This is a genomic window from Camelimonas sp. FR25 (assembly GCF_059740505.1).
Genome location: NZ_JCAWFG010000091.1, coordinates 25128 through 51215 on the forward strand (window position 1 = coordinate 25128; position 26088 = coordinate 51215).

Genomic DNA, 26088 nt, shown 5'->3' on the forward strand with positions numbered 1-26088 from the left:
GCAGGTCGCGCCCCGGCTCTCAGGCCTCAGACTCAGGGGCGACGTAAGGCTCGTCGCCCTCGATCAGCGCCCGCCGCCGGGCCAACTCGCCGCCGACGAAATCCATAAAGGCGCGGACGCGCGGCGCATTCCGCAGATCCTGATGGGTCAGCAGCCACATGGCGCTCGACATGTCATTGTGCGGCGGCGACAGCCGCACGAGATCGGGGCGCAAATCGGCGTTCATGCAGGGCAGCGGCCCCACCCCCAGGCCCATGGCGATGGCGTCGAGCAGCGAGCGCACCGTGTTGACCCGGTAGCCCACGTGATCATGCCCCCCGGCCTGGTCGCGCACGAAGCGCGCGGCGCGGATCTCGCTGAGCTCGCCGCCGAGACCGACCCAGCTCGCCTTGGCGCACACTTCCGGCAGATGCTCGCCAGTCGCGTTAGGGAAATCCTCCCGCCGGCCATAGACCGCCCAGGCGATCTTGCCGATGCGCCGCCCCACCAGGGTTTCGGCAGGCTTTTCGGTGGCGCGCAGGGCGATGTCGGCGTCACGACGCGACAGGTTAAGGCTGGCGTTGTCGACCACCATGTCGAGGCGGATCAGCGGATATTGCGCGCGGAAACGGCCAATAATGTCGATCATCAGCGTCGACATCAGGCCGTCATTGGTGGTGACGCGCAATTCGCCTGACGGCGCCAGATCCTTGCCCTCGACCTTGCGCAGAAAGCCGGTGGCGGCGTCTTCCATGGCGTCAGCCACCGCGACCATTTCCTCGCCCGCCGCCGTCAGCACATAACCGCCGCGCCGGCGCTCGAACAGCGTGCAGTCCAGCGTGCGCTCCAATTGGGCAAGTCGCCGGAACACGGTGGAATTATTGACGCCAAGGGCTGCGGCCGCGCCGGCCAGCCCTTGGGCGGCGGCGATGGCGCGCACCAGCCGGAAATCGTCGAGCGGCACCGCGTGATTGCTGAGGCGGGCGCGGGCGGAAGCGGCTTCGGCGCCGCGGGTGGTGTCCGTGGCTGCCTCGCTCACCCGGCCCTCCTGCGTTTGGTGATGTCCATGTGCGGATGATGGCGCCGGCTTGCAAATTTGCAAGAAAACGATTGCGTGCAGCCCTATGGCGCAAACACCGGATCTGTCCCACCTTCTGCCCAGACCGGCGCCGCCCTGTGCGCCGCGCCGCAGCGTCGCTCGCGCCAGCTGAGCCGCGCGCCCGGCGTCACCCTGCCCGCCGCTGCGCGGCCTGGCCAAGGAGAGAGCAATGACCAAGGTACTGGTGCTGTATTATTCCACCTACGGCCATATCGAGAAAATGGCTGAGGCCGTCGCGGAAGGCGCGCGCAGCACAGGCGCCGAGGTGGTCGTCAAGCGCGTCCCCGAGACCGTGCCGGAAGAGGTCGCCCGCAACGCCCATTTCAAGCTGGACCAGGCGGCGCCGGTGGCGAGCGTCGATGAGCTGCCCGAATATGACGCCATCATCTTCGGCGCGCCGACGCGGTTTGGCGTGTTCGCCTCGCAGATGCGCGCCTTCCTAGACCAAACCGGCGGGCTGTGGGCCCAGGGCAAACTGGTGGGCAAGGTCGGCAGCGCCTTCACCTCCAGCGCCACCCAGCATGGCGGCCAGGAATCGACGCTGCTGACCTTCCATCCCACCTTGTTGCACCATGGCATGGTGGTGGTCGGCCTGCCCTATTCCTTCGCCGGCCAGATGGGCCTCGACGAGATCAAGGGCGGCTCCCCTTATGGCGCCAGCACCATCGCCGACGGCGACGGCAGCCGCCAGCCCTCCGAAGCCGACCTCGCCGGCGCCCGCTACCAGGGCGCACATGTAGCGAAAATCGCCGCCAAGCTCGCCAGCTGATTGCGGCCATTGGCCCAGGAGCGGGGGCTGGCCAGCTCTCCGAAACGTCATGCCCGTGCTCGTCACGGGCATCTACGCGTTGTCTGACAGAGCAACTGCCCGGCGGCGCAAGACGTGGATGGTCGGGTCAAGCCCGACCATGACGGCGGGGAGTGGATGGGGGAATGCACTGGCGAGCGCGGGGGGCTCACATCACGCGACGGGCGACATTCAGGCCGGGCTGCGACGACGCCTGGAGCTGCCGAAAATTGCCGCGAATACCCGATCATTGACCAGATCCCGCGACCGGTCCGGCGCTCCCGTGCGCCACTTCCGAGCCGTCATGCCCGTGCTCGTCACGGGCATCCACGCGTTGTCTGACAGCGCAACCACCCAGCGGCGAAAGACGTGGATGGTCGGGTCAAGCCCGACCATGACGGGGTGGGGCGTGTCGGCGGAGGCGCATCTGCACGCGGCCGCATCGGCCGGCGTCATCTGGCGGCGACATCAGGCGTGCCACAACGGCCAGCCACATCGGCCGGCGCCCGGTGACGGAGCGGCGAAGGGCGGCTCAGTGGGCCCGCGAGATGCAGAAATCCACCGTGTCGAGCAGCGCCGTCTTCAGCGGGCTGGCCGGGTAGCGGTCGAGCGCGGCCTTGGCCTGGGCGCCATAATATTCGGCGCGGGCGATGGTGTCGGCCAGGGCGCCGTTGCCCTGCATCATGGCGATGGCTTCGGCCAGCGAGGCGTCGTCGGTCTGACCCTCTTCGAGAACCCGGCGCCAGAAGTCGCGACCGGCAGCGTCGGCGCGTTGCAGCGACAGCACCACGGGCAGCGTCAGCTTGCCCTCGCGGAAGTCGTCACCGACATTCTTGCCGAGGCTGTCGGCGGCGCCGCCGTAATCCAGCGCGTCGTCGATCAGCTGGAAGGCGACGCCGAGGTTCATGCCATAGGCGCTGCAGGCGGCGCGATCGGCGGCGTTGTCGCCGGCGATAATCGGCCCGACCTCGCAGGCGGCGGCGAACAGCGTCGCCGTTTTGGCGCGGATCACCGCCAGATAATCGTCTTCGCTGGTGTCAACCGAGCGGGCGGCGGAGAGCTGCATCACCTCGCCCTCGGCGATGACGGCGGCGGCGGTCGACAGCACGTCCAGCGCCTGCAAAGAGCCGACCTCAACCATCATGCGGAAGGCCTGGCCGAGCAGGAAGTCGCCGACCAGCACGCTGGCCTCATTGCCCCACACCTTGCGCGCGGCGGGCTTGCCCCGACGCATGTCGCTCTCATCGACGACGTCGTCGTGCAGCAAGGTCGCGGTGTGCATAAATTCGACGGAGGCGGCGAGCTTGATATGGCCATCGCCGCGATAGGCGCACAGACCGGCGGCCGCGAGGGTCAGCATCGGGCGCAGGCGCTTGCCGCCTGAGGAAATCAGGTGGTTGGCGACCTCGGGGATCATCAGAACCTCAGACCCCGTGCGCGACAGGATCATCTGGTTCACGCGCTCCATGTCGGCTGCGACAAGCCCGACGAGGCCATCGATGCTGGCCTGGCTGGTCCTGTTTTTCTCCAGTGCGACGGCGATACCCAAAATGATCTCCTTCCGGCCCACGCCCCCCAAGGTAGCGCACCAGGTCAGCGCACCAGGTCAGCGCATCAAGGCAGCGCATCAGCGAGCCGCTCCAGGACTGACGCGGCATGCGCGCCGCCCCGGCGTGAACGCATCGCTTGCCCGGCGACTTGTCCAATGTTTCCGGCAGATTTGCAAATGAAACTGAACGGTGGGCGCTACGTCAGGGGGCGGCCTGTTGCCCCTGCGAAACGCGCGATGTTTGCCTGCGCTATATCTGGGTAAACAGTCTGCTTGGCGCGCGCATACACACGGGCCACGCGCGCCTGCGTCAACACATTGCGCTCACAACCATGAAAAAGCTGGCCGACGCTGGTTCTGCTAGCCCGGCGCATGCACTAGGCTTGACGCATGGAAGAATTGCTACGCACCAATGATGTCGTCGCTCTGGGTCTGATGTGCAGCCTGCTGGACCAGGCGGGCCTGCTCCACATGGTCGCAGACCACCTTGTCAGCGTGCTCGAAGGCTCCATCGGCGCCATCCCCCGGCGGCTGATGGTGGCCGGCGATTCTGTGGACGAAGCCCGCGCATTACTGCGCGACGCAGGTCTTGGCGACTATCTGCCGGATGGCGACCCGTGAGCGCCGCGCCTGAGCTAATGGCCCCAACGGCGCCCGGCGAACCTCTTACGGACGCCATCAGCAGCGATGGTTTCTTCGGCGGCAAATTGCAGCTGGCGCAATTCCGTCGCGGCCACCACCGCAGCGGCACCGATGGCGTCATCGCCGCCATGCTGGCGGCCCCGATCGCTTTGGCCCTCGCGGAGCGGCTGGGCCGGCCCGTGGCGGCGCTAGATATGGGCGCGGGCGCCGGGCTGATCGGCCTTGGCCTCGCCGCCGTCGCGCCAGCCGTCCGCGTCACCCTGGCCGAGCGTGATCCGCAACTGGCGGCGCTGTGCGCGGCCAATATCGCCAGCAATGACCTTGCGGCGCGGGCGCGGGCGCTTGAGGTGGACGTGCTCGCCAAGCCGGGCGAGGTCGCCGCCCGGGGCCTGACGCCGGAGAGCCAGGACCTGGTGATCACCAATCCGCCGTGGTTCGCTTCTCACACGGTGCGCGCCTCGCCTGGCGCCGGACGCCGCGCCGCCCATGTGTTCGCGGCGCGGCAAGAGAATGCAGCAGCGGATGGCGGTGCTGGCCCTGCGAGGCAGGACGCTCACGAAGAGCCGCCGCTGCAGACCTGGCTGCGCTGCGCCTGCCGGCTGCTGCGTCCGGGCGGCGTACTGGTAGCGATCCACCGCGCCGAGGCCCTGCCCGAGCTGTTGCAGGGGGTGACCCGCCGCTGCGGCGATATCCGCGTCGCGCCGGTGGCGGCCCGGGCCGGCGCGCCCGCCATACGGGTGGTGCTGCAGGCGACGCGCGGCCGGCGCGGCCCGCTGGCGCTCGACGCGCCGCTGACGCTGCATCAGAGCGACGGCTCGTTCACTGTGGCGAGCAAGGCGCTGCATGACGGCGCGCCGCTGGCGTGGGGCGCCTGGGCCTGAACCGCCTGACCGCCACGCCAGCGCGCCGGGCTCGCCTCGGCGCAGCGTCAGGGAACTGGGCCAGCGCCTTCGGCCAGCAGCTTTTGCCCCGTGGTTTCTTGACTTGCGCGGCTGGCGCAATCAGGGTGCCGCGCGGCGTTGGCGCGCCAGATCCGGCTTCCCAGCCGCCCGTTTCAGCAGAAGATTGCGATCATGTCCGGCAACGATCAGCTTAGCCCGAAAAATTCCTTCCAGGGCCTCATCCTGACGCTCCACGATTTCTGGGCGAAGCAGGGCTGCGTCATTCTTCAGCCCTATGACATGGAAGTCGGCGCAGGCACCTTCCACCCTGCCACGACGCTGCGCGCCCTGGGGCCGAAGCCGTGGAAGGCTGCTTACGTGCAGCCGTCGCGGCGGCCCACCGACGGTCGCTATGGCGAGAACCCCAACCGGCTGCAGCATTATTATCAGTATCAGGTGATCCTGAAGCCCAATCCGCCGAATCTGCAGGAGCTCTATCTGGCCTCCCTCGACGCCATCGGCGTTGATCTGGCGCTGCACGACGTGCGCTTCGTCGAGGACGACTGGGAGAGCCCGACCCTCGGCGCCTGGGGCCTCGGCTGGGAATGCTGGTGCGACGGCATGGAAGTGTCGCAGTTCACCTATTTCCAGCAGGTGGCCGGCGTGGAGTGCTCGCCTGTGGCGGGCGAGCTGACCTACGGTCTTGAGCGCCTCGCCATGTATGTGCAGGGCGTCGAGCGGGTTTATGACCTGAATTTCAATGGCGGCCAGGGCGACGACAAGGTCACCTATGGCGACGTGTTCCTGCAGGCCGAGCAGGAATTCTCGGCCTTCAACTTTGAATATGCCGACACCGAAATCCTGTTCCGCCACTTCGCGGACGCGGAGAACGAGTGCAAGCGCCTGCTCGAAGCTGGCGAACGCGCCGATGGCCGCCATGGCCTCGCCATGCCAGCCTATGACCAGTGCATCAAGGCCAGCCACGCCTTCAATTTGCTGGATGCGCGCGGCGTGATCTCGGTGACCGAGCGCCAGAGCTACATCCTGCGGGTGCGCGAACTGGCCAAGGCCTGCGGCGCCGCCTGGCTGCGCACCGAGGGCGGCGGCGCAGCAGCCTGACCCGTCCCTGACGGCCTTGCGCCCGTCACCTTTTGCGCGCGGCTCAAGGCCTCGCCCGTGAAATTTCAGGCCCGGTGGGCCGATGGAACATCCGATGCCCGACCTTCTGCTCGAACTGTTCAGTGAAGAAATTCCCGCCCGCATGCAGCGCAAGGCGGCGCAGGATTTGCAGGCGCTGGTCACCAATGCGCTGGTGGAGCGCGGCCTGCTCTATGAGGGCGCCCGCGCCTGGGCGACGCCCCGCCGCCTCACCCTGCACATCGCTGGCCTGCCAGCGGTCGGCAAGGACGTGCGCGAAGAGCGCAAGGGCCCGCGCGTCGGCTCGCCTGAGGGCGCCATCCAGGGCTTCCTGAAGAGCGCCGGCCTCGCCTCGATTGATCAGGCGCAGATCGTCTCTGACCCGAAGAAGGGCGAGTTCTACGTCGCGGTCATCGACAAGCCCGGCCAGCAGACGCTGGACGTGCTGGCCGAGGTGTTGCCGCGCATCATCCAGAATTTCCCCTGGCCGAAATCCATGCGCTGGGGCGCTGCGTCCGCCCAGCCTGGCGCCATGCGCTGGGTGCGCCCGCTGCATTCCATCGTCGCCACTTTTGGCCCGGAGACGGAAGAGCCGCAGATCGTGCCGTTCAGCGTCGGCGGCGTCACCGCCGGCAATGTCACGCGTGGCCATCGCTTCCTGGCGAAGGACGCGGGCTACCCTGGCGACATCGCGGTGAAGCGCTTCGACGATTACGTCTCGGTACTGGAGAAGGCGAAGGTTGTGCTCGACGCCGACCGCCGCAAGGACATCATCCTCACCGAGGCGCGCAATCTGGCCTTCGCCCAGGGGCTTGAGCTGGTCGAGGACGAAGGCCTGCTGGAAGAGGTCGCCGGCCTGGTCGAGTGGCCGGTGGTGCTGATGGGCGCGTTCGACGAGGCCTTCCTGGCGATCCCGCCGGAAGTGATCCGCGCCACCATCCGCGCCAACCAGAAATGCTTCGTGCTGAAGAAGGCCGACGGCACGCTGGCCAACCGCTTCATCCTGGTGTCGAACATTGTCGCCCGCGACAATGGCGCGGCGATCATCGCCGGCAATGAGCGCGTGGTGCGCGCCCGCCTGTCCGACGCCCGCCATTTCTGGGACACCGACCAGCGTCCCATGCCCGACTATCGCGACCGCGAGGACACGAAGCATCTGAAGCCGCTGGAGCAGCGCCTGCAGAAGCTGATCGACTCGCGCTCGGTGTTCCACGAGAAGCTGGGAACCCAGGGGGCGCGCGTCGACCGGCTGGTGGAGCTGACCGGCAAGATCGCGCTGGCCATCGGCGCCGACGGGGCGCTGGCCACCCGCGCCGCCCGCCTCGCCAAGGCCGACCTCACCACCGAAATGGTCGGCGAGTTCCCGGAGCTGCAGGGCCTGATGGGGCGCTATTATGCGACCGCCCAGGGCGAGGACGCCCAGGTGGCTGCGGCGATCGAGGAGCACTACAAGCCGCTCGGCCCCTCCGACCGCACGCCCACCGCGCCGGTGTCCATCGCCGTGGCGCTGGCCGAGAAGATCGACACGCTGGCCGGTTTCTGGGCCATTGACGAGAAGCCGACTGGCTCAAAGGACCCCTACGCGCTGCGCCGGGCCGCCCTTGGCGTCATCCGCCTCGTGCTGGACAATAATTTGCGCCTGCCGCTGGTCGACATTTGCTATGAGGCCGAGCCCGAAGGGGCAAAGCGCGCCGCGCCGCGCATGCCGGAGGCCTTCGGCGACCGGGTGGTGTCGTCCGACGCCGTGCTGCTGCTGGAATTCTTCCACGACCGCCTCAAGGTGTTCCTGCGCGATCAGGGCTACAGCCATGATCTGATCGACGCCGTGTTGTCGCTGGGCGAGCAGGATGACCTGCTGCTGGTGGTGCGCCGGGTCGCGGCGCTGAAGCAGTTCCTCGACAGCGCCGATGGCAAGAGCCTGCTGGCCGGCGTCAAGCGCGCCGCCAACATCCTGCGCATTGAGGAGAAGAAGGACGGCGCCAGCTACGACGCCGCCGCCGACGCCACGCTGCTGCAGGCGGATGAGGAAAAGGCGCTGTTTGCGGCGCTGGCCACGGCGCGCGAGGCGGCCGAGGTTGCGGTGAAGCGCGAGGACTACCAGGGCGCCATGACGGCGCTGGCGGCTTTGCGCGGCCCGGTGGACGCCTTCTTCGACAAGGTCACCGTCAACGCCGACGACGCCGCCCTGCGCGGCAACCGCCTGCGCCTGCTCGCCGGCATCCGCGAAGCCACCCGCGCCATCGCCGACTTCTCGCGCATCGAGGGGTGAGGCGCGCGGCGCCAGAAGAGCTGCGACGCAATCAGGCCCGGCTGGCGTACAGCCGGGCTTTTCCACGTTCCATTCCGAAACTGGTTCGCGCGCTTCACTGGCTAATGGCGACGTCTGCTGCGCCAGAACTTGCCTGTGGCAGGAGGCTGCAGCCCTCGATCCGATTATGGCCCACGGCGCGGGGATTTCGCTTGATCAGCGCGCGAGGCGCTGGGTCGCCACATGCCGTTGGTCTGTGATCGGCTCAGGGCCCCCATTGCGCCGCGCCATCGTTGGGATCGCGCTGCCGGGGGTCTAGCCCTTCCCGCAATTCCGGCGATCAGAGGTGTGCCCGGACAAATGCCACACGTTCTGTAACGGACGTCCTGGGCAACCAGACCAGTTCATAGCCCAGCGCAGGCCACGTCCTCGCCATGGCGGCGCAGGTGGCTTCCGCTTCCGCAGCGCCCTGTTGCCGCTCAGCGTCATTGACGTAGATCTCAGGCCAGAACGGCGCGATGAAGACCTTGCGATGATACCGGAACCGCAGCGCCGCGGCGCGGCAACGATCTGCGACGTCACTGTCCGACAGCCCGCACAGCTCCAGATAGCCCAGCACGTCGCCAATTCCGCGATCGAAGAACACGGGATCAGCCGCTTCCAACGTCGCCGTGTATGACGCGAGCGCATGATCGAGCATGGCGCCTGCAAAGGCGGCCGGATTTCGCCAGGGCAGTGCGTCGCCGCCGCTGGACTTTTGCTGCAGGATAACCGCGCGCCCGGCTTCAGGCACGGTGGCATGACCACAACTGGCGAGCGCGGCGATGAGCGTGGTTTTCCCCGAACCGGGCCCGCCAGTCACAACGATGCGTTGCGGCCCGCCGCCGCGCCCGCCAGGGTCAGTGTTGGTCGCGCCGCCTGACTGGATCATCTGCCACTCCTTTATTCAGGAACCTGCCCTGCCCCTCAATGTCCCGAACAACCCTGGCTTGCGACGCAGCCACGGTGACGACGGCGTAAAGCGATTGCATGCGGACCGGCGAGACGGCGGTGACGGAAGACGTGGATGGTCGGGTCAATCCCGACCATGACGGGGAGAAATGGTCACGCCTGTGCAACGACGCCCCTCGCCTCCCCCCCAACCGCCTCTCGCCGTCATGCCCGCGCTTGTCGCGGGCATCCACGCGTTGCGACGCTGGCAGGGTGGCGACGGCGCAAGGCGATGGGCTGCGAAGCGCCAGGGCGAAGGCGGCGGAAGACGTGGATGGTCGGGTCAAGCCCGACCATGACGGGGGAGAGGGGGGATCTGCGGCGCAAGCGTCGCGCTTACAGCCACTTCTTCCAGCGGAAGAAGAAGTACGGCGCGATGGCGGCGAAGATCATGCCCATGATCGCCAGCGGGTAGCCGAAGCGCCAGTCCAGCTCCGGCATCAGCTTGAAGTTCATGCCATAGATCGAGGCGATCAGGGTCGGCGGCATGAACACCACCGCCATCACCGAGAACAGCTTGATGATATTGTTCTGCTCGATATTGACGAGGCCGAGGGTGGCGTCGAGCAGGAACTGGATCTTGCCGCTCTGGAAGGTGGCGTGCTCCTCCAGCGATTGGAGGTCGCGCAGGTTGGAGCGCACCTGGTCGCGCATCTCCTTCGACACCTTGGCGGCGCGATAGGCGACCGACAGATACAGCATCACCCGTTCAATCGACAGCAGGCTCTCGCGGATCTTCGACAACAGGTCGCCGTGGTGGCCGAGCATCTGCAGGATGTCGTGGAACTCGGCGTTGCGCTTGCCCGGATCGGGCTTGGGCTCGAACACGGTGCGCGACAGCGCGTTGATCTCTTCGCCGATGGTCTGCAGCACTTCCGCCGTGCGGTCGATGATCACGTCGATCAGCCCGGCCATGATGTCTTCGGCGGCGAGCCGCGCCCCGCCAGGGCGGCCGGCACGATGGGCGAACATGACGAAGGCCTTGGGCTCGTCATAGCGCACGGTGATCAGCACATTACGGGCCAGAATGAAGCTGACCGAGGTGAGCTGCGCGTCCTGCGCCACGTTGAACAGCAGGCGCATGGTCATGTAGCGCGCGCCGTTCTCATTATAGAGCAGCTCGGACGGCTCGATGTAATCGGTGTCCTCACGCGTCGGCACGCTTACGCCGAAATGGGCGTCGACCAGCTTCTCCTCGGCGCGGGTCGGCTCGAACAGGTCGATCCACACGGCGTCAGGCGGAAACATCTCGCCAGGCGACAGCATGACCCGCTCAAGGAAGGTCTCGCCCTGGGTGGTGAGCGCTGGCCGGTGCACGATGATCATTGTGAGGTCTCCCGCCAGGCAGCAATGCCGCCCTGATCATGTCACTGGCGTGACGACGTGAACGTGAGACGCCATCTGGCGCCGGCGCCGCTGACCTCCATGGCCGCACATCCGGCCCGCGTCAGCAAGGCGGAGGCGGCGGCGCATCTGGAGCAGGTCTGGAGCGAGTATGCGACCGTAAGAGAGCATGGGTCTGGGCGCATCCGAACGATGCCCGCGCCGGCCGCCGCGCGCGACGCATCGCCAGGCGCAAGGCGTGGAAGCTGCTCCAGACAGGCCCTGGCTCTAACTGCTTTTGGTTCCTGGCGCAACCGCCACAGGCGGCTATGGCGGACCGCGCCCCGCGCTTGCGCCAATCCGCTCTGGAGTGTGGCTCTGATGCACGCAGCCGCAGCCGACGCTGGCGCGTTGACGCAACGGCTAGCAGCCAAAACGCCGCCGCCCTTGCAGGCGACGGCGCGTCATCATGTGTCTTGAAGGAGAGCGATCAGACGCCGAGCGCCGCCCGTGCGTCCAGCACCGCCTCGCCGCCGCCGAGCACGACGGCTTCGAGCGCCTGTGCTTCTGGCGCGATATTGCTGGCGAAGAAGCGGGCGATGGCGATGCGGCCGCCATGGGCGGGGTTGCTGTCGCCCTGCTCGATCGCGCGGGCGGCGGCCAGCGCGATATTGACCAGCGCATCGAGGCCTTCGGCGATGCCGAACAGCCTCAGATAGGGCACGGCCACCGCCAGCGCCGCGTCGGCGTTATTGCCAGCCTGGGCCTTGAGCACGAAGGACGTGGCGCGATCGAGCGATTCGGCCGCGTCGCGCAGCCGGGCGGCGGCGGCGCCGAGGCCGGCGAGATTGGCGTTGGTCGCCTTCGTCGCGGTCTGGCGCATGGCGGCGATGGCCGCCTCCACCACCTTGCCGCCCTGCAGCGGCAGCTTGCGGGTGACGAGGTCGATGGCCTGGATGCCGTTAGTGCCCTCATAGATCGGCGCGATGCGCGAATCGCGCAGATGCTGGGCGGCGCCGGTCTCCTCGATGAAGCCCATGCCGCCATGGATCTGCACGCCGATCGACGCCGCCTCGACGCCCATATCGGTCGACCAGGCCTTGGCGACAGGGGTTAGCAGCGAGGCGTGCGCCGCGCCCTGGGCGCGCTCCTCGGCGGTGGCGCCAAGATGGGCGCGGTCGAGGGCGGCGGCGGTGCGGTAGCAGATGGCGCGCGAGGCGGCGGCCAGCGCCTTCATGGTCAGCAGTTTGCGCTGGATATTGGGGTGGTCGATGATGGCGCTCATCTCACCGGCGGGGGCGCCCGTAGCGCGGCCCTGGCGGCGCTCCTGGGCGTAGGCCAGCGCCTGCTGATAGGCGCGGTCGGCCATGGCGACGCCCTGCAGCCCCACGGCGAGGCGGGCGGCGTTCATCATGGTGAACATGCAATTGAGGCCGCGATTTTCCTCGCCGATCAGCCAGCCGGTGGCGCCGCCCTCATCGCCATAGACCATGACGCAGGTCGGCGAGCCATGAATGCCCATCTTGTGTTCGATGCTGGCGCAGCGCACGTCATTGCGCTTGCCGGGGCTGCCGTCAGCGTTCGGAATGAACTTCGGCACCAGGAACAGCGAGATGCCGCGCGTGCCCGCCGGGGCGTCCGGCAGGCGGGCGAGAACGAGATGGACGATATTGTCCGTCATGTCGTGCTCGCCATAGGTGATGAAGATCTTCTGGCCGGTGATGCTGTACGTGCCGTCGCCATTGGGCGTGGCCTTGCTGCGCAGCGCGGCGAGATCCGAGCCAGCCTGCGGCTCGGTGAGGTTCATGGTGCCGGTCCAGGCGCCGGACACCAGCTTCTCCAGATAAGTCTGCTGCAGCTCGTCAGAGCCATGGGCGATCAGCGCCTCGACAGCGCCGGCGCTGAGCAGCGGCGCCAGCGCGAAGGCCATGTTCGAGGCGTTCCACATCTCGGCGCAGGCCGCCTGGACGACGGCGGGCAGGCCCTGCCCACCCCACGCTTCCGGAGCCGGCAGCGCGTTCCAGCCCGCGGCGGCCCAATCGGTATAGGCTTCCTTCCAGCCCGGCGCGGTCGTGACCTCGCCATTGCTGAAGCGGGCGCCGATCTGGTCGCCGACCCGGTTTAGCGGCGCGAGGCGCTCGCCGGCATAGCGACCGGCTTCCTCAAGCACCGCCTGCACCAGATCGAGCGACAGATCGCCGTAGACGCCATCGGCGACCGCCTGGTCGAAGCCGGCGGCCGAGCGGATGGTTTCCACCATATCATTGACGGGGGCGACGTAAGTCATGGCGCGGTCTCCGCAAAGCTGTGATCCGGCCATGCGGCCGGCGCCCGTGAGAGCCCCTGTGTGGCCAGGCCCCTGTTGAGGCGGCGCCGGCGCTTCGTTCGCTCTCCACGGCAATCTGCAAGCTGGACGGACAGCGGCCAGCCCCGGCGCCGCGCACGGCGGCACGCGGGCGCGGCGTGCGCCGTCCACCCATGTGGATGACGTCTGTTTACGGGCTGTTCACGGGTGACGCCAGCACAAGATCACCGGTTGCAAGGATGATTTTCGACATCTTTTCAGGAAATTGTTGCATTCGCGCCGGATAGTTTCGGTTGACGTAAGGTCAGAGAGATCCGGAACCCGGACATCGTCGGCGTGGCGCCCACCCAGATCGGCGACGATACACCAGGCGCTGCCGACCAGAAGCGCGGTTGCTTGTGCAACCATGCGCGTAAACTCGGGGGCGGCGGCTGGCGACTGGCCTGTGTGGGCGGACATGGCGCCGCGACGATCCGGCGCCGTTGAGCAGGTGCATTTCGCCCCGATCCTGCATTATGACTGGCGCGACCGCCGGCGCCCAACCGCCTGCGCCCCGACCCGCCAGACCGACGCCTGGCCACACTGGATCACGATGAGCTCAACCTTACGCCTCACGGCAGACGCCGCCGATCTGGACGCCGCCGCAGCCCTGCTGCGCGCGGGCGGCCTCGTCGCCTTCCCGACCGAGACGGTTTATGGGCTTGGCGGCGACGCGCTGGACGGCGCGGCGGTGGCTGGCATCTACGCCGCCAAGGGCCGGCCATCGTTCAATCCGCTGATCGCCCATGTGCCGGACCTTGCCAGCGCCCGGCGCTATGGCGTGTTTGACGCGCTGGCGCTGCGGCTGGCCGAAGCGTTCTGGCCAGGGCCGCTGACCCTGGTGGTTCCGGCCCAGCCAGGCTCGCCGGTCAGCGAACTGGCCACCGCCGGACTCGACACCATCGCCCTGCGCGTGCCGGCTTCTGCGGTGGCGCGGGATCTGCTGACGCGGGTCGGCCGCCCGGTGGTGGCGCCCTCGGCCAACCGCTCCGGCCATGTCAGCCCGACCCGCGCCGCCCATGTGCTGGCCGATCTCGATGGCCGCATCGCTGCGGTGATCGATGGCGGCGACGCCATGGTCGGCGTGGAATCGACGGTGGTCGCCGTGGTCGATGGCGTGGCCACCCTGCTGCGGCCTGGCGGGGTGACGCGCGCGGAGCTGGAGCAGGTGCTTGCGGCGCCGCTCGCCGACAACGCCGCCGCCGATCCCAACAGGCCGGCCTCCCCCGGCATGCTGGCCTCGCATTATGCGCCCAACGCCCGTGTGCGCCTCGACGTCACCGCGCTGCGCGAGGGCGAAGCGCTGCTCGCCTTCGGCGCGCGGCTGCCCGCGGGCGCAGCAGGGGCGCGGCGCACGGTCAATCTGAGCGAAACGGGCGACCTCACCGAAGCAGCCGCGCGGCTGTTCGGCGCCCTGCGCAGCCTCGACGCCGCCGATATCGCCGCCATCGCAGTGGCCCCGATCCCCAACACCGGCCTCGGCGAAGCCATCAACGACCGCCTCCGCCGCGCCGCCGCACCCCGCTGACCGCTCGTGCCCCGTCGTCGCCGGACGTGCGCAATGGTCAACGGCTTTGAATCTGACGGTCCCGCCGAAGGATAACGCATGGATGCCCGCGACAAGCGCGGGCATGACGGGCGGGGGTCCGCGCAGCGCGCCAGAAGCCACACCCCCAACCACCCCCTCCACACGTCATGGTCAGGTTTGACCCGACCATCCACGTCTTGCCACGCCTCATGGAGGCGCCGACGCATAACGCGTGGATGCCCGCGACGAGCGCGGGCATGACGGGCAAGGTATCTGGGCAGCGCGCCAGAACCCTCGCCCCAACCCACCCCCTCCACACGTCATGGTCGGGCTTGACCCGACCATCCACGTCTTGCCCCGCCTCACGGATGCCTGACGCATAACGCGTGGATGCCCGCGACGAGCGCGGGCATGACGGGTGGGTCGGGAAGGAGTGGGTCGCAGGCGATGGGAGCGCATGCTGATGCGCCGGTCGGATCAGCTCAGCGTCGTCGCCCGCACCCAATAGTGGGGATGCGCGGTCTGAAGCCGGGTGGCGGCGGCGGTCGCCTGGCGTGCGTCTTCGAACAGGCCGAAGGTGGTGGCGCCGGAGCCGGACATGCGGGCGAGCCAGCAGCCAGGTTGGGCGCGGAGTGCGTCGAGGATGGCGCCGATCGCCGGGCATAATTGCATGGCGGCGGGCTCAAGATCGTTGCCGTCCGCGACAAGGAACCGCCGCAGGGCGTCGTAGTCGGCGATGGTCGGGGTCAGATCGATGGCGTGCGACAGCGCGGCCGGGTCGAGCGCGGGCGCTGCGAGGGCGCGAAACACGGCGGGCGTCGGCACGGCGAGGCGCGGATTGACCAGCACGGTGGCCAGCGGCGGCAGCTCCAGCGGCGGTCCAACCACATCGCCGAGGCCCGCCATGATGCGGGCGCTGGGGGTGAGGCAGACGCGGACATCGGCCCCGGTGGCGACCGCCGCGTCAACCAGGCGCGGGTCATCGCAAGCAAGGCCGTTGCGCTGCGCCAGCAGGCGCAGCGCGGCGGCGGCGTCGGACGAGCCGCCGCCAATGCCCGCCGCGACCGGCAGACGTTTGGTCAGGAAAAATGCCCCGGCGCGCAGGTCAGGAAGCCGCGCCAGCAACTGGCGGGCGGCGCGCAACACCAGATTGTCGTCATCAGGCCCGGCAGCTTCGGCGGTGTCGCCGTCGACCGACAGCGACAGGTCGTCGCCATCGACCAGCGCCAGCTGATCCGCCTCCCCCGCAAACGCCGTGAGGCTATAGAGCTGATGATAGCCATCGGGCCGCCGCCCCAGCACGCGCAGGGTCAGATTGATCTTGGCCGGGGCCTCAGTGGTCAGTGCAGGCATCAGCCGCTCCGGCGACGTGGGCCATGGGCGATGTTCATGTCAGTATTTCCCGCCAACCAGCCGAAGACGGCTGACCGGAACCGGCGCTGGCTCAGTTGGAGGTCGCGCCGGAGCCAGGCGTCGCTGCGCCGGACTTTTCGCTCCCCGTGGCGTCGCCATCGGCCTTGGCGGCGCCTGATGTCGCCGCATCGGAGGCGTCCTTGGCAGCTTTGGCCGCGTCCGATGCGCCCGTCTCTGATTTGCCGGCGGCCGCATCGCCTGGCGTCACGCCGGTCGTCGCCGGCATTCCGCCGCCCGTGGTTTCGGCGGGCCTGTCGTCTGGCGCCGCCCCACGATCATCTGGCTTTAGCCTGGGCTGCGCCGGAGCGTCATCCTTGTCAGGCTGCAGCGTCGGAGCTGGCGATGGCGCAGGCGGCGCGTCAGGCTTCGCCGGCGCCGTGACGCCTGGCTCTGACTTGCCTGGCTCTGACTTGCCTGGTTCTGGCTTGCCGGGCTCGCCTTTGCCTGGCTCCCCCTTGCCCTCATCAGACTTGCCGCCATCAGACTTGCCCGCTTCAGATTTGTCATCCTGCGGCATGCCATTGGCGATCTTGGCCAGAATCTTCGGCAGGTCGTCGGGCTCGGGCTCAAGGTCGCGGGCGTGGTTCCACTGGAACTTCGCCTCCAGCTTGCGGCCGGTCTTCCAATAGGCGTCGCCGAGGTGATCGTTGATGGTTGGGTCGGATGGCTTCAGCGCGATCGCCCGCTCCAGCTCGCGCACCGCGTCGTCATAGCGTCCGAGCCGGTAATAGGCCCAGCCAAGGCTGTCGACGATGTAGCCGTCGCGCGGCCGCAGCGCCACGGCCTTGTGCAGCATGTCGAAGGCTTCCTTGAGGTTCATGTGCTGGTCGACCCAGGAATAACCCAGATAGTTCAGCACCACCGCCCGCTCGCGGCCATCGCCCTCGGGGGCCAGCTCCAGCGCCTGCTTCAGGTCGGCCTCGGCCTTGGGCCATTGCTTGGCCCGCTCCCAGCACATGCCGCGGAAATAATACAGCGACCAGAAGCGCGTCTCCGGCTTGCCGCTGGCCTTGATGGCTTTGGTATAAGCGTCAGCGGCCTTCAGCCATTCCTTGCGGCCACGATACAGCGCGCCAAGCGCCGCCGCCGCGTCGACATCGTCGGGGCGAGCCTCAACCAGCTTCTGCAGCTGCTTCTCGGCCTCGTCCTTGCGCTCCAGCGCCTCCAGCCCCATGCCGATCTGGATGTCGGCCATGGCGCGCATCGGCGAATCCGCCGGGATCTGGCGATAGACCGCCAGCGCGTCCTCATGCTTGCGCAGCCGGTCGTAGATGTCGGCCAAAGTGACCAGCGCCATCTCGTTTTTCGGCTCGAGATACAGCGACAGCTGCAGATAGATCATGGCGGCGAGTTCATCGCCCTGCTGGTTGCCCGCTGCGCCTAGGCCATAGAGCACCTCGGCCGCGCCCTGGCGGGCGTCGGCGGCGAAGGGCGGCAGCGTCTTGCCCGCTTTGAGCTGCTCCAGCGCCGCCATGGCGATCGGCTGGCGCGGCGCCGCCTTGAGGAAGGCCTCATAGGCCGCCGTGGCGGCGTCCCGGTCGCCCGCTTGGGAGAGATAGCGGCCATAGGCGTCGACCACCCGCAAGGTGGTGCGCTCCATGGCGTAAGTGGCGCTGAGGCGCTGGTCCGCTTCCTTGCGGAACCGCGTTCCGCCGCTCGCCGCGATCAGGCCGCCATGATATTCGCGGAACAGGTTGAAGGCGTTGACGCCCTTCAGCCGGTCGACCGTGGCCAGCGCCTTTTTGACATCGCCAGAGCCGGCCCAGGCCCAGGCGGAGAGCAGCGTGGCGGTGACATCGGTCGCGGCGCCGCCGCTGCGCTGGAACTGGGTGCGCGCCTGGGCGTAGCGGCCCTCGCGGAAATCGCGCACGCCAATGGCCAGGCGCGCCAACGAATTACGCTGGTCGCGGGCCAGAATCTTCTGCGCCGTGGCGAAGGCATCCTTCATCTCGCCGCTGGCGAGAAAGGCGATGAACGCCCGCTCCTGCAGGTCGCGATTGCGTGGATCAGCCCGCAGCGCCTCGCCGAAGAACCGGGCGGCGGCGCTGGCGTCACGCGAGGCCCCAGCCACCACCGCGGCGAGGTAATTGCCTTCAAGGCTCGCCGCCACTGACGGCTCGTCCGACGCATCCTGGCCAACATCCTGCACCGCCAGCGCCGGCGTCGCCGCCGCAAGGCCGACGACAAGCGCCATCACACCCGCAGAACGGAGGAATCCCGAAGGTCGCCCAAACAGTCGTATCACTGGCTTCTCGCTGATTGTGTCGCCGTCGCGCCCGACGGCGCCAGCCCTACCCCACCCGCGTTCCCACAAGCCAACGTCTTGTCGCACAAGGCGAAAGCGCGCCAGCGCCGGAACACACAGGCGCCTGCCGGGGCGATTCACCCCGCCGGACCCGCGCAAACTAGGCGTGAACAATGGCCGTTTTAGGCGGCCCCCGCAAGCAATCGCGCTTGTCCACCGCCTGTCCCCGGCACGTCTTGCGACTTGCGTCGGCTTTGACGTGGCTTGCAAGTTACTTGTCATACCAGAACCCGTGCGGCGCCTGAGCATTTCAGGATGCGCATGCGTCAGCATGCACGCATCATGGTATCGATCAATCGCCAGCCAGGCGTCCGCGACGTGCTGGCGTCTGGCAAGCGATTTGTCCCAACGGCCAGATCCTGATTACCGGCGCCGTCCAGCGCCCTGCGCACTTCCTGGCTTCAAGGCTGGCGCCAAAAGCAAAACGGCGGGCCCAGGGCCCGCCGTCTCACGCACAACAGTCGTGCGATCACATGTTCGGATAGTTGGGGCCGCCGCCGCCTTCTGGCGTCGTCCAGTTGATATTCTGGGCCGGGTCCTTGATGTCGCAGGTCTTGCAGTGCACGCAGTTCTGCGCGTTGATCACGAAGCGCGGATTGGTCTTCGCCGCATCGTCGTCATACATCACTTCATAGACGCCGGCCGGGCAGTACAGACGCGCCGGCTCGCCATATTTCGGCAGGTTCTCCTTCACCGGGATCGACGGATCCTTCAGCTTCAGGTGTACCGGCTGGTCTTCCTCATGGTTGGTGTTCGACAGGAACACCGAGGACAGCTTGTCGAAGGAGATGACGCCATCTGGCTTGGGATAGGTCAGCTGCTTGACCTGGTCGATCGGCTTCAGCGTGGCGTAATCCGGCTTGCCGTGCTTCAGCGTGCCGAAGAACGAGAAGCCGAACAGCTCATTGGTCCACATGTCGAGGCCGCCGAGCACCACGCCGATGCGCGTGCCGAAGCGCGACCACAGCGGCTTGACGTTGCGCACCTTCTTCAGGTCGCGACCCACGTCGGACGAGCGCCAGGCCTGCTCATACTCGATCAGCTCATCATGCTCGCGGCCAGCGGCCAGCGCGGCGGCGAGCTTTTCAGCCGCCAGCATGCCCGACAGCATGGCGTTGTGCGAACCCTTGATGCGCGGCACGTTGACGAAGCCCGCCGCGCAGCCGATCAGCGCGCCGCCGGGGAAGCACAGCTTCGGCACCGACTGCCAGCCGCCTTCGGTGATGGCGCGGGCGCCATAGCTCAGGCGCTTGCCGCCCTCCAGCGTCTCGCGGATGAACGGATGCTGCTTCATCCGCTGGAACTCATCGAACGGCGACAGCGTCGGGTTCTGGTAGTTCAGGTGCACCACGAAGCCGATGGCCACGAGGTTGTCCTCGAAGTGGTACAGGAACGAGCCGCCGCCAGTGGTGTTGTCGAGCGGCCAGCCGAACGAGTGTTGCACCAGGCCCGGCTTGTGCTTGGCCGGATCGATCTGCCACAGCTCTTTCAGGCCGATGCCATATTTGTCGTAGTCCGACTTGGCGCGCAGATCGAACTTTTTGGCGATTTCCTTGGTCAGGCTGCCACGCGCGCCTTCGGCGAACAGGGTGTATTTGCCGCGCAGCTCCATGCCGCGGGTGTAGTCGCCCTTATGCTCGCCATCGCGCGCCACGCCCATGTCGCCGGTGGCGACGCCGATCAGCGCGCCCTTGTCGTTGTAGAGCACTTCGGCGGCCGGGAAGCCCGGGTAGATCTCGACGCCGAGCGCTTCGGCCTGGGTCGCCAGATAGCGCGAGACATTGCCGAGCGAGCCGATGAAATTGCCGTGGTTATTCATCAACTTCGGCATGCCGAAGTTCGGGAGGCGAATGCCGCCTGCCGGACCAAGGTAATAGAAGCGGTCGTCGGTGACTTCGGTCTTCAGCGGGCGCTCTGGGTCCTCGCGCCATTCCGGCAGCAGCCGGTCGAGGCCAATCGGATCGATCACCGCGCCCGACAGGATATGGGCGCCGACTTCCGAACCCTTTTCCACCAGCACGACGGAAATGTCCGTTCCGGCCTCGTTTGCGAGCTGCTTCAGGCGAATGGCTGCCGAGAGGCCAGCGGGGCCACCGCCGACAATCACGACATCATAGTCCATACCTTCGCGTTCAGGCAGTTCCATTCCCCTGGCTCCTCCGGATCGTCGTCCCTGGCGTGTTGCGGGCTCAGGCCTGGGCCGCCGCGCGACACGTGTCGCTGTTACCATCAGAACTGGCGCCGCGGCGACGACCTGGCCATTGGCCCGGCGCGCCGCATATCGCCTGCTCACTCTTTCAACGCATGCCGATCCACAATGGACCTGGCCGTGCTGTAAACTTTTGTCGCCGCACCGCGCCGCATCCGCTGCCGGCAATGACCAATGTGGCCTTGCGCCGCCGCAAGACCCAGGCTTCGCCACCGCCTGCCATGCGCGACAGTCACCCGCAAGCCGCGCCAAGCAAGGCAGGGACCAAATCGGCCGCGACCACAGGCGACGCCAGGGCGGGCGTGTGGGCGTCCTGCGGGCCGTCGCCCTGGAACAGACGTGAACCGTCCCCTGGCGGAGACTCACATCGGACGCGGCCCCGCCCGACCGGCTGGCGCACGACGGGATGGGGCTACCCATGCGGCGACCGCGTCACACAGCCTGCGGACAGCCACGGCAAGCGACCATATATTGTTCACTTTTGAACCATTCGAGGCAGTCTCACAAGAACTGATGTGGATCAATGTCACGCAGCGTCGTGGAGCTGCGTCAATTCAGCCGACCCTTATGCGCCGCCCCTGCGGCCTGAAGCGCCCGCCCTTTGCCGCCGGGCGAGGCTGTGCTGGCGAGCCGTATTCAGCTGGCCTTGGAGCGGGCCTTGCTGCTGGCTTTTTCGCCTGGCCCTCGCCTGTAACGCCAGCCTCGCGTAAGCTTGCGCAATGACCGCCGACCAGACGGGCGCTGACGCCGCCTGCCCGCCGACCTTTGACCTTTATGAGCTGGAAGCGCTGCTGGCGTTCCAGATGGAATCGGGCGCGGACTGGGTGCTCGACGAGACCCCGCACGACCGCTTCGCTGAGGCGCAGCAGCCCGCGCCGCGCTTCACGCCAGCCTGGGCGGCAGGCGCCGCCGCACGGCGTGGCGCCGACAGCACGGGGGCTGCGCGTGGCGCCGACGACGGCGCCGTGGCCCGTTCTGGCTCACATGCGCTTGCCTCCGGCGACGGTCCGCGGCGCGATGATGACGACGGCCGCTTCGCGCCAGCGCCGGGCGCGCCCGCGAGCCCCCAGACGGCGCGCCGTGCGGCGGGCGACCCGCCTGCCGCTGCAGCTAACCGCGCCGCCGCAGGCGGCATGGCGGGCCAGGCAGCTGATCTGGCCAGCGCGGCCGAAGAGATCGCGATGCAGGCCGGCGCCCTTGCCCGGGCCGCCAACAGCCTCGATGAATTACAGGCGGCGATGCAGCAGTTTGACGGCTGCGCCCTGAAGCGCACGGCGCGGCAATTGGTGTTCGCCGACGGCGCGCCCGACGCCCGCATCATGCTGGTCGGCGAGGCGCCAGGCGCTGAGGAAGACCGTATCGGCAAGCCCTTTGTCGGCCGTTCCGGACAATTGCTCGATCGCATGCTGGCGGCGATTGGCCTTGATCGCAGCAGTGTGTTCATCGCCAACACCGTGCCATGGCGTCCACCGGGCAATCGCACGCCGACGCCGCAGGAATCCGCCATCTGCCGGCCATTCATTGAACGGCAGATCGAACTGGTGAACCCGGATGTGCTGGTCTGCCTTGGCGGCCCCGCCGCCCAGGCGCTGCTCGGCGTGCGCGAGGGCGTGCTGCGTATCCGTGGCCGCTGGCAGCATTACACGGTGGGCGAGCGGCAAATCCAGGCCATGGCGACATTGCACCCGGCCTATCTCCTGCGTTCGCCGCTGCAAAAGCGCCTCGCGTGGCGCGACTTTCGCGCCATCAAGGCTGCGCTCGACGCCGTCGCGCCTGACCGCTAACCACCGCAACCACCTCAACCACGCCCTTAATACCCGCGTCCGTCATGCCCGCGCCCGTCGCGGGCATCCACGCGTTGCAAGACCAAGGTCCAAGCGCATCCGACGCCCTTACAGCGTCGAGGCCAGAGTCGAGTCACGTCGCTCACGCCCGCCCGTTACAGCTGAACGTCGCGACCAAAAGTGTTGCAGGCGTTGACCTGGCCGGTCTTTAGCCCGGTCATGAACCAGCGCACACGCTGGGCCGAGGTGCCATGGGTGAAGCTGTCCGGAATCACATAGCCCTGAGACTGCTTTTGCAGGCGGTCGTCGCCGATGGCTGACGCAGCGTTCATCGCCTGCTCGACGTCGCCTTCCTCAATGGTGTTGAAGCGCTGGTTGCTATGATTGGCCCAGACGCCGGCGAGGCAGTCAGACATCAGCTCCACCCGCACGGACATGGCGTTGCCTTCGGCCCGCGACATGCCGCGCTTGGCGCCCTCGACCTTGTCGAGCAGGCCGAGCAGGTTCTGAATGTGATGGCCGACCTCGTGGGCCAGTACATAGGCATAGGCGAATTCGCCATTGACCTTGAAGCGCTGGCGCATCTCCTGGAAAAACGACAGGTCGATGTAGATGGTGCGATCGAGCGGGCAATAGAACGGCCCCATGGCCGATTGCGCTGAACCACAGCCGGAACGGGTGGCGCCGGAGAACAGCACCATGCGCGGCTCCTGGTAGCGCACATTGACCTGCTTCGGCAGCTCGACCTTCCACACATCCTCAGTATTGCCGAGCACCGCCGCGGCGAAGCGCCCGGTCTGGTCCTGCGGCGGGCCTGCGGCGCGCCCCGGCTGGCTCGGGGCCTGCTGCTCATATTGCTGGCCACCGGAGAGAATCTCAGCCCCCGAGATCAGCAGGCGCGGATCGATGCCAAGCGCCCAGCCAACAATGCCCAGAACCACGATCGTGCCGAGCCCCAGCCCACCGCGGCCGCCGGGAATCATGCCCCCGCCCTGACCGCGCCGGTCATCCACATTGCTCGACGTCCGGAAATCATCCCACCGCATTGGCGTCCCCTGGCAGCGTAACGCTGCAAACTCTCAGCGTAGTCCGCATTGTTTATGTGAATTCGTTGGAATGTGAATTCCCGTGATCGCGATCGGTTCCACCAGCGGCGACGCATCGCCCCGCGCGTGGGTCGAACCGGGCCCCTGGGTGAAGCTGGGCCTTGGCCGCGTTTGCCTGGGGCGGCGCCTCCGCCGGATTGGCCTCGGGGGCATCGCCCCTGATGCTTTGGCGCCGCAGCCCATAACCCAGCCAGAACGCAGCAGGCGCCGCATCATCTCGCCCCCGCCCATCGCCGAAATCGCACTGATTCTGTGGGGCAACTTGCATTTGTTCCCTTTTTGTTCTTGTATGAATTATGCCCGGTGCGCCATAGATTCGGCGGGCCATTCCAGTCATCACACGGGGCGACCGCGGAGGCAGACCATGGGACGCGCAAAGCCATTGCAGCATGTCGATGGGACCACCGTAACGGCCGGCGACGCGCCGTGGCGGGCCCAGCAGCAGGTGGCGGCGGAGCGGCGGCGTGGGCGCGGCGTCGTCATTAATCCTGGCGGACGGTTCGAACGTTACACGCGGGAGGATGTGGACGACGGCTGGAACTCGCTCGAAGAGCTGCCGCCGTTCCGCACCGAAGTGACGGTGGAGAAGCCGCGCAGCATCATCACGCGCAACACCTCGCCCGACATCTCCTTTGACCGCTCGATCAATCCCTATCGCGGCTGCGAGCACGGCTGCGTTTATTGTTTCGCTCGGCCAAGCCACGCCTATATGGGCCTGTCGCCTGGGCTGGATTTTGAGACGAAGCTGTTCGCCAAGCCCGACGCTCCGCAATTGCTGGAGAAGGAGCTGTCGGCGAAGAACTATGTGCCGCGCGTCATCGCCATGGGCACCAACACCGACCCCTATCAGCCGGTGGAAAAGCGTTATGGCATTACCCGCAGCGTGCTGGAGGTGCTGGAGCGCTTCAACCATCCGGTCGGCATTGTCACCAAATCCGCCATGGTGACGCGCGACATCGACATTCTGGCGCGGATGGCCAGGAAGAATTTGGTCAAGGTCGCGCTGTCGGTCACCACGCTTGATGCGGCGCTGGCCCGGTCGATGGAGCCGCGCGCCGCCACGCCCACCCGCCGGCTGCAGGCCATACGCCAGCTGGTCGACGCCGGCATTCCGACCTCGGTGATGGTGGCCCCGATCATTCCGGCGGTGAATGACGATGAGATCGAGCGGATTCTCGAAGCCGCGCACGCCCATGGCGCACGGGAAGCGGGCTATGTGATGCTACGCCTGCCGCATGAGGTGCGCGACGCCATGTGGAGCTGGCTGGAGACCAACTGGCCGGACAAGGCTCGCCGCGCCCGGTCGCTGATGCGCCAGTCACGTGGCGGCAAGGATTATGACGCCAGCTGGGGCGAGCGGATGATCGGCTCGGGGCCCTATGCCTGGATGATTGGCCGCAGGTTCCAGATCGCCAGCGCCCGCATCGGCTTTAACAAACTGCGGCTCAAGCTGGATGTCGGGCAGTTTCGCGCGCCGGACGCTGCGGAAGCGCAGGGGCAATTGTCCCTGTTCGGCGGCGAGACGGCGCTGCCGCCAGCGCGCAAGGAGACGTCGCGCCCCCTGCCGCCGCGCGCCGCCCAGGAATACCGCGCTGCTCAGGCGCCCCTCGCCGCCCAGCCACCCCGCAGGCGCGATCTGACGGGGCTGGCGTTTATCGACAATGGCGCCGCCAGCGCCTGAGGCGCGAGGTGGGGCGTGGCTTACGTAAGACGCTGCTGATGCCGAAGCAGCTGGCGTGTGGCGACGTCAGGGCGTGCTGCGCCACAGCCTCTCGGCATCGGTTGTAAGGACAGGAGCGCGGCCTTGGCGCGAGAAGCGCCTCAGAAGCGAGGCGTGATGGGAGAGGATGTCGGCGCATAAATCCGCCGCGCCAACCCGTCCTCGCGCGGGGCTCCGGCTTGATCAGCGGCAGCGCCAGGTCCACCAAGGGGCCATGGCGCGCAAACCCAAATCTGATTCCCCGATTGTCCTCACCCAGGCTTCCCTGCTGGAGCTGACGCCGCAGGGGCCCGATTTCAGCCGTGAGCACCGGCTCCGCGGTCGCGGCGTCTGGCCGGTGGCTGGGGTTGATGAGGTGGGGCGGGGTCCGCTCGCCGGACCGGTGGTGGCGGCGGCGGTGATCCTCAACGCGGACGACGTTCCCGAGGGGCTGAACGACAGCAAGAAGCTGGGCAAGGCGGCGCGCGAGCGCCTGTTTGCGGCGATCATGGACCGCGCCCTGCAGGTTAGCGTCGCCAGCGTGTCCGCTGCGGACATCGACGCCAGCGATATTCGCAAGGCGTCGCTCACCGCCATGCGCCGGGCGATCCTCGCCCTGCCCCAGTTGCCCGCACATGTTTTTGTCGATGGCCGCGACCGGCCAGACATCCCCTGCCCGTCAGAAGCGGTGATTGGCGGCGACGCGCTGGTCGCCTCCATCGCCGCCGCATCGATCGTCGCCAAGATGACCCGGGACCGGATGATGCACCGGCTTGATGAGCTCTGCCCCGGCTATGGCTTCGGCAAGCACATGGGCTATGGCAGCGCCGCCCACCGCGCCGCCATCGCCGCGCTGGGCGCGACGCCCTGGCACCGGCTGAGCTTTTCGCCCCTGAAGACCATGCCGGACTGCGCCGCAGCCCTGGCCCAGCGGCGGGCCCGTCAAGTCGCCAGCGACGCCTGAGATCTGCGCCCCTTGATGAGGCCGGCCCCGTCCATCGGGCCCATGCGCATTATGGTTACGCCCAGGTTAAGCCGCCGGGATGTGGCGGGAGACTTCACGGG

General features: G+C 67.7%; 17 protein-coding genes and 1 pseudogene. 9 read left to right on the top strand and 9 right to left on the bottom strand.

Annotated elements, in window-relative coordinates:
• Positions 1-19 precede the first annotated feature (19 nt).
• Complete coding sequence (locus tag AC6A67_RS12900; RefSeq protein ID WP_498036957.1) at positions 20-1018, bottom strand: LysR family transcriptional regulator; 999 nt, start codon at positions 1016-1018, stop codon at positions 20-22.
• 229 nt (positions 1019-1247) lie between these two features.
• Here AC6A67_RS12900 and wrbA point away from each other — a divergent pair, with 229 nt between their 5' ends.
• Positions 1248-1847 (top strand): NAD(P)H:quinone oxidoreductase, encoded by a 600-nt coding sequence (wrbA, locus tag AC6A67_RS12905; protein ID WP_498036958.1) that lies wholly within the window; start codon positions 1248-1250, stop codon positions 1845-1847.
• Positions 1848-2397: 550 nt separating this feature from the next.
• On the opposite strand, the gene AC6A67_RS12910 is transcribed toward wrbA, so the two are convergent.
• A complete protein-coding gene (locus tag AC6A67_RS12910; protein ID WP_498036959.1) occupies positions 2398-3414 on the bottom strand; it encodes a polyprenyl synthetase family protein in 1017 nt (338 codons plus the stop codon).
• Between the two features lie 390 nt (positions 3415-3804).
• Between AC6A67_RS12910 and AC6A67_RS12915 the strand changes: the two genes are divergently transcribed.
• The 4 genes from AC6A67_RS12915 (at position 3805) to glyS (ending at position 8343) form a co-directional block, all read left to right on the top strand.
• Positions 3805-4035 carry a putative signal transducing protein gene (locus AC6A67_RS12915; RefSeq protein ID WP_498036960.1) on the top strand — a complete coding sequence of 77 codons (231 nt, stop codon included), beginning with the start codon at positions 3805-3807 and terminating at the stop codon, positions 4033-4035.
• Positions 4032-4937 (top strand): tRNA1(Val) (adenine(37)-N6)-methyltransferase, encoded by a 906-nt coding sequence (locus AC6A67_RS12920; protein WP_498036961.1) that lies wholly within the window; start codon positions 4032-4034, stop codon positions 4935-4937. Before AC6A67_RS12915 ends, AC6A67_RS12920 begins: the two co-directional genes overlap by 4 nt.
• Positions 4938-5129: 192 nt before the next feature.
• Positions 5130-6056, top strand: a complete 927-nt coding sequence (locus tag AC6A67_RS12925) for a glycine--tRNA ligase subunit alpha (protein WP_498036962.1) — start codon at positions 5130-5132, stop codon at positions 6054-6056.
• 94 nt (positions 6057-6150) lie between these two features.
• Positions 6151-8343, top strand: coding sequence for a glycine--tRNA ligase subunit beta (gene glyS / locus AC6A67_RS12930; RefSeq protein WP_498036963.1), 2193 nt, complete (start codon positions 6151-6153; stop codon positions 8341-8343).
• A 319-nt stretch (positions 8344-8662) separates the two neighbouring features.
• Here the strand turns inward: glyS and AC6A67_RS12935 are convergent, their stop codons facing one another.
• From AC6A67_RS12935 to AC6A67_RS12945, 3 genes are all read right to left on the bottom strand, one after another.
• A complete protein-coding gene (locus AC6A67_RS12935) occupies positions 8663-9184 on the bottom strand; it encodes an AAA family ATPase (protein WP_498036964.1) in 522 nt (173 codons plus the stop codon).
• 464 nt (positions 9185-9648) lie between these two features.
• Positions 9649-10638: a magnesium/cobalt transporter CorA gene (gene corA, locus AC6A67_RS12940; RefSeq protein ID WP_498036965.1), complete on the bottom strand. Its 990-nt coding sequence runs from the start codon at positions 10636-10638 to the stop codon at positions 9649-9651.
• A gap of 487 nt (positions 10639-11125) precedes the next feature.
• Positions 11126-12922 carry an acyl-CoA dehydrogenase family protein gene (locus AC6A67_RS12945; protein ID WP_498036966.1) on the bottom strand — a complete coding sequence of 599 codons (1797 nt, stop codon included), beginning with the start codon at positions 12920-12922 and terminating at the stop codon, positions 11126-11128.
• Between the two features lie 610 nt (positions 12923-13532).
• Between AC6A67_RS12945 and AC6A67_RS12950 the strand changes: the two genes are divergently transcribed.
• The gene (locus AC6A67_RS12950; protein ID WP_498037075.1) at positions 13533-14507 is read left to right on the top strand and encodes an L-threonylcarbamoyladenylate synthase; all 975 of its coding nucleotides are present in this window, start codon (positions 13533-13535) and stop codon (positions 14505-14507) included.
• Positions 14508-14984: 477 nt separating this feature from the next.
• Here the strand turns inward: AC6A67_RS12950 and AC6A67_RS12955 are convergent, their stop codons facing one another.
• From AC6A67_RS12955 to AC6A67_RS12965, 3 genes are all read right to left on the bottom strand, one after another.
• Entirely contained in the window at positions 14985-15860 is an 876-nt protein-coding gene (locus AC6A67_RS12955) for a 4-(cytidine 5'-diphospho)-2-C-methyl-D-erythritol kinase (RefSeq protein WP_498036967.1), read from the bottom strand.
• A 91-nt stretch (positions 15861-15951) separates the two neighbouring features.
• Positions 15952-18114: a tetratricopeptide repeat protein gene (locus AC6A67_RS12960; RefSeq protein ID WP_498036968.1), complete on the bottom strand. Its 2163-nt coding sequence runs from the start codon at positions 18112-18114 to the stop codon at positions 15952-15954.
• A 580-nt stretch (positions 18115-18694) separates the two neighbouring features.
• The gene (locus tag AC6A67_RS12965) at positions 18695-20371 is read right to left on the bottom strand and encodes an electron transfer flavoprotein-ubiquinone oxidoreductase (protein WP_498036969.1); all 1677 of its coding nucleotides are present in this window, start codon (positions 20369-20371) and stop codon (positions 18695-18697) included.
• Between the two features lie 782 nt (positions 20372-21153).
• On the opposite strand from AC6A67_RS12965, the gene AC6A67_RS12970 reads away from it, so the two are divergent.
• Positions 21154-22218, top strand: a complete 1065-nt coding sequence (locus AC6A67_RS12970) for a uracil-DNA glycosylase (RefSeq protein WP_498036970.1) — start codon at positions 21154-21156, stop codon at positions 22216-22218.
• 155 nt (positions 22219-22373) lie between these two features.
• Here AC6A67_RS12970 and ypfJ read toward each other — a convergent pair whose 3' ends face one another.
• The gene (gene ypfJ, locus AC6A67_RS12975) at positions 22374-23264 is read right to left on the bottom strand and encodes a KPN_02809 family neutral zinc metallopeptidase (protein WP_498036971.1); all 891 of its coding nucleotides are present in this window, start codon (positions 23262-23264) and stop codon (positions 22374-22376) included.
• Between the two features lie 424 nt (positions 23265-23688).
• Here ypfJ and AC6A67_RS12980 point away from each other — a divergent pair.
• Together AC6A67_RS12980 and rnhB are read left to right on the top strand one after the other, a co-directional pair.
• Positions 23689-24837, top strand: a pseudogene (locus AC6A67_RS12980) (PA0069 family radical SAM protein); the annotation flags it as partial.
• Positions 24838-25258: 421 nt separating this feature from the next.
• Positions 25259-25987 (top strand): ribonuclease HII, encoded by a 729-nt coding sequence (rnhB, locus tag AC6A67_RS12985; RefSeq protein ID WP_498036972.1) that lies wholly within the window; start codon positions 25259-25261, stop codon positions 25985-25987.
• The last annotated feature ends 101 nt before the right edge of the window (positions 25988-26088 follow it).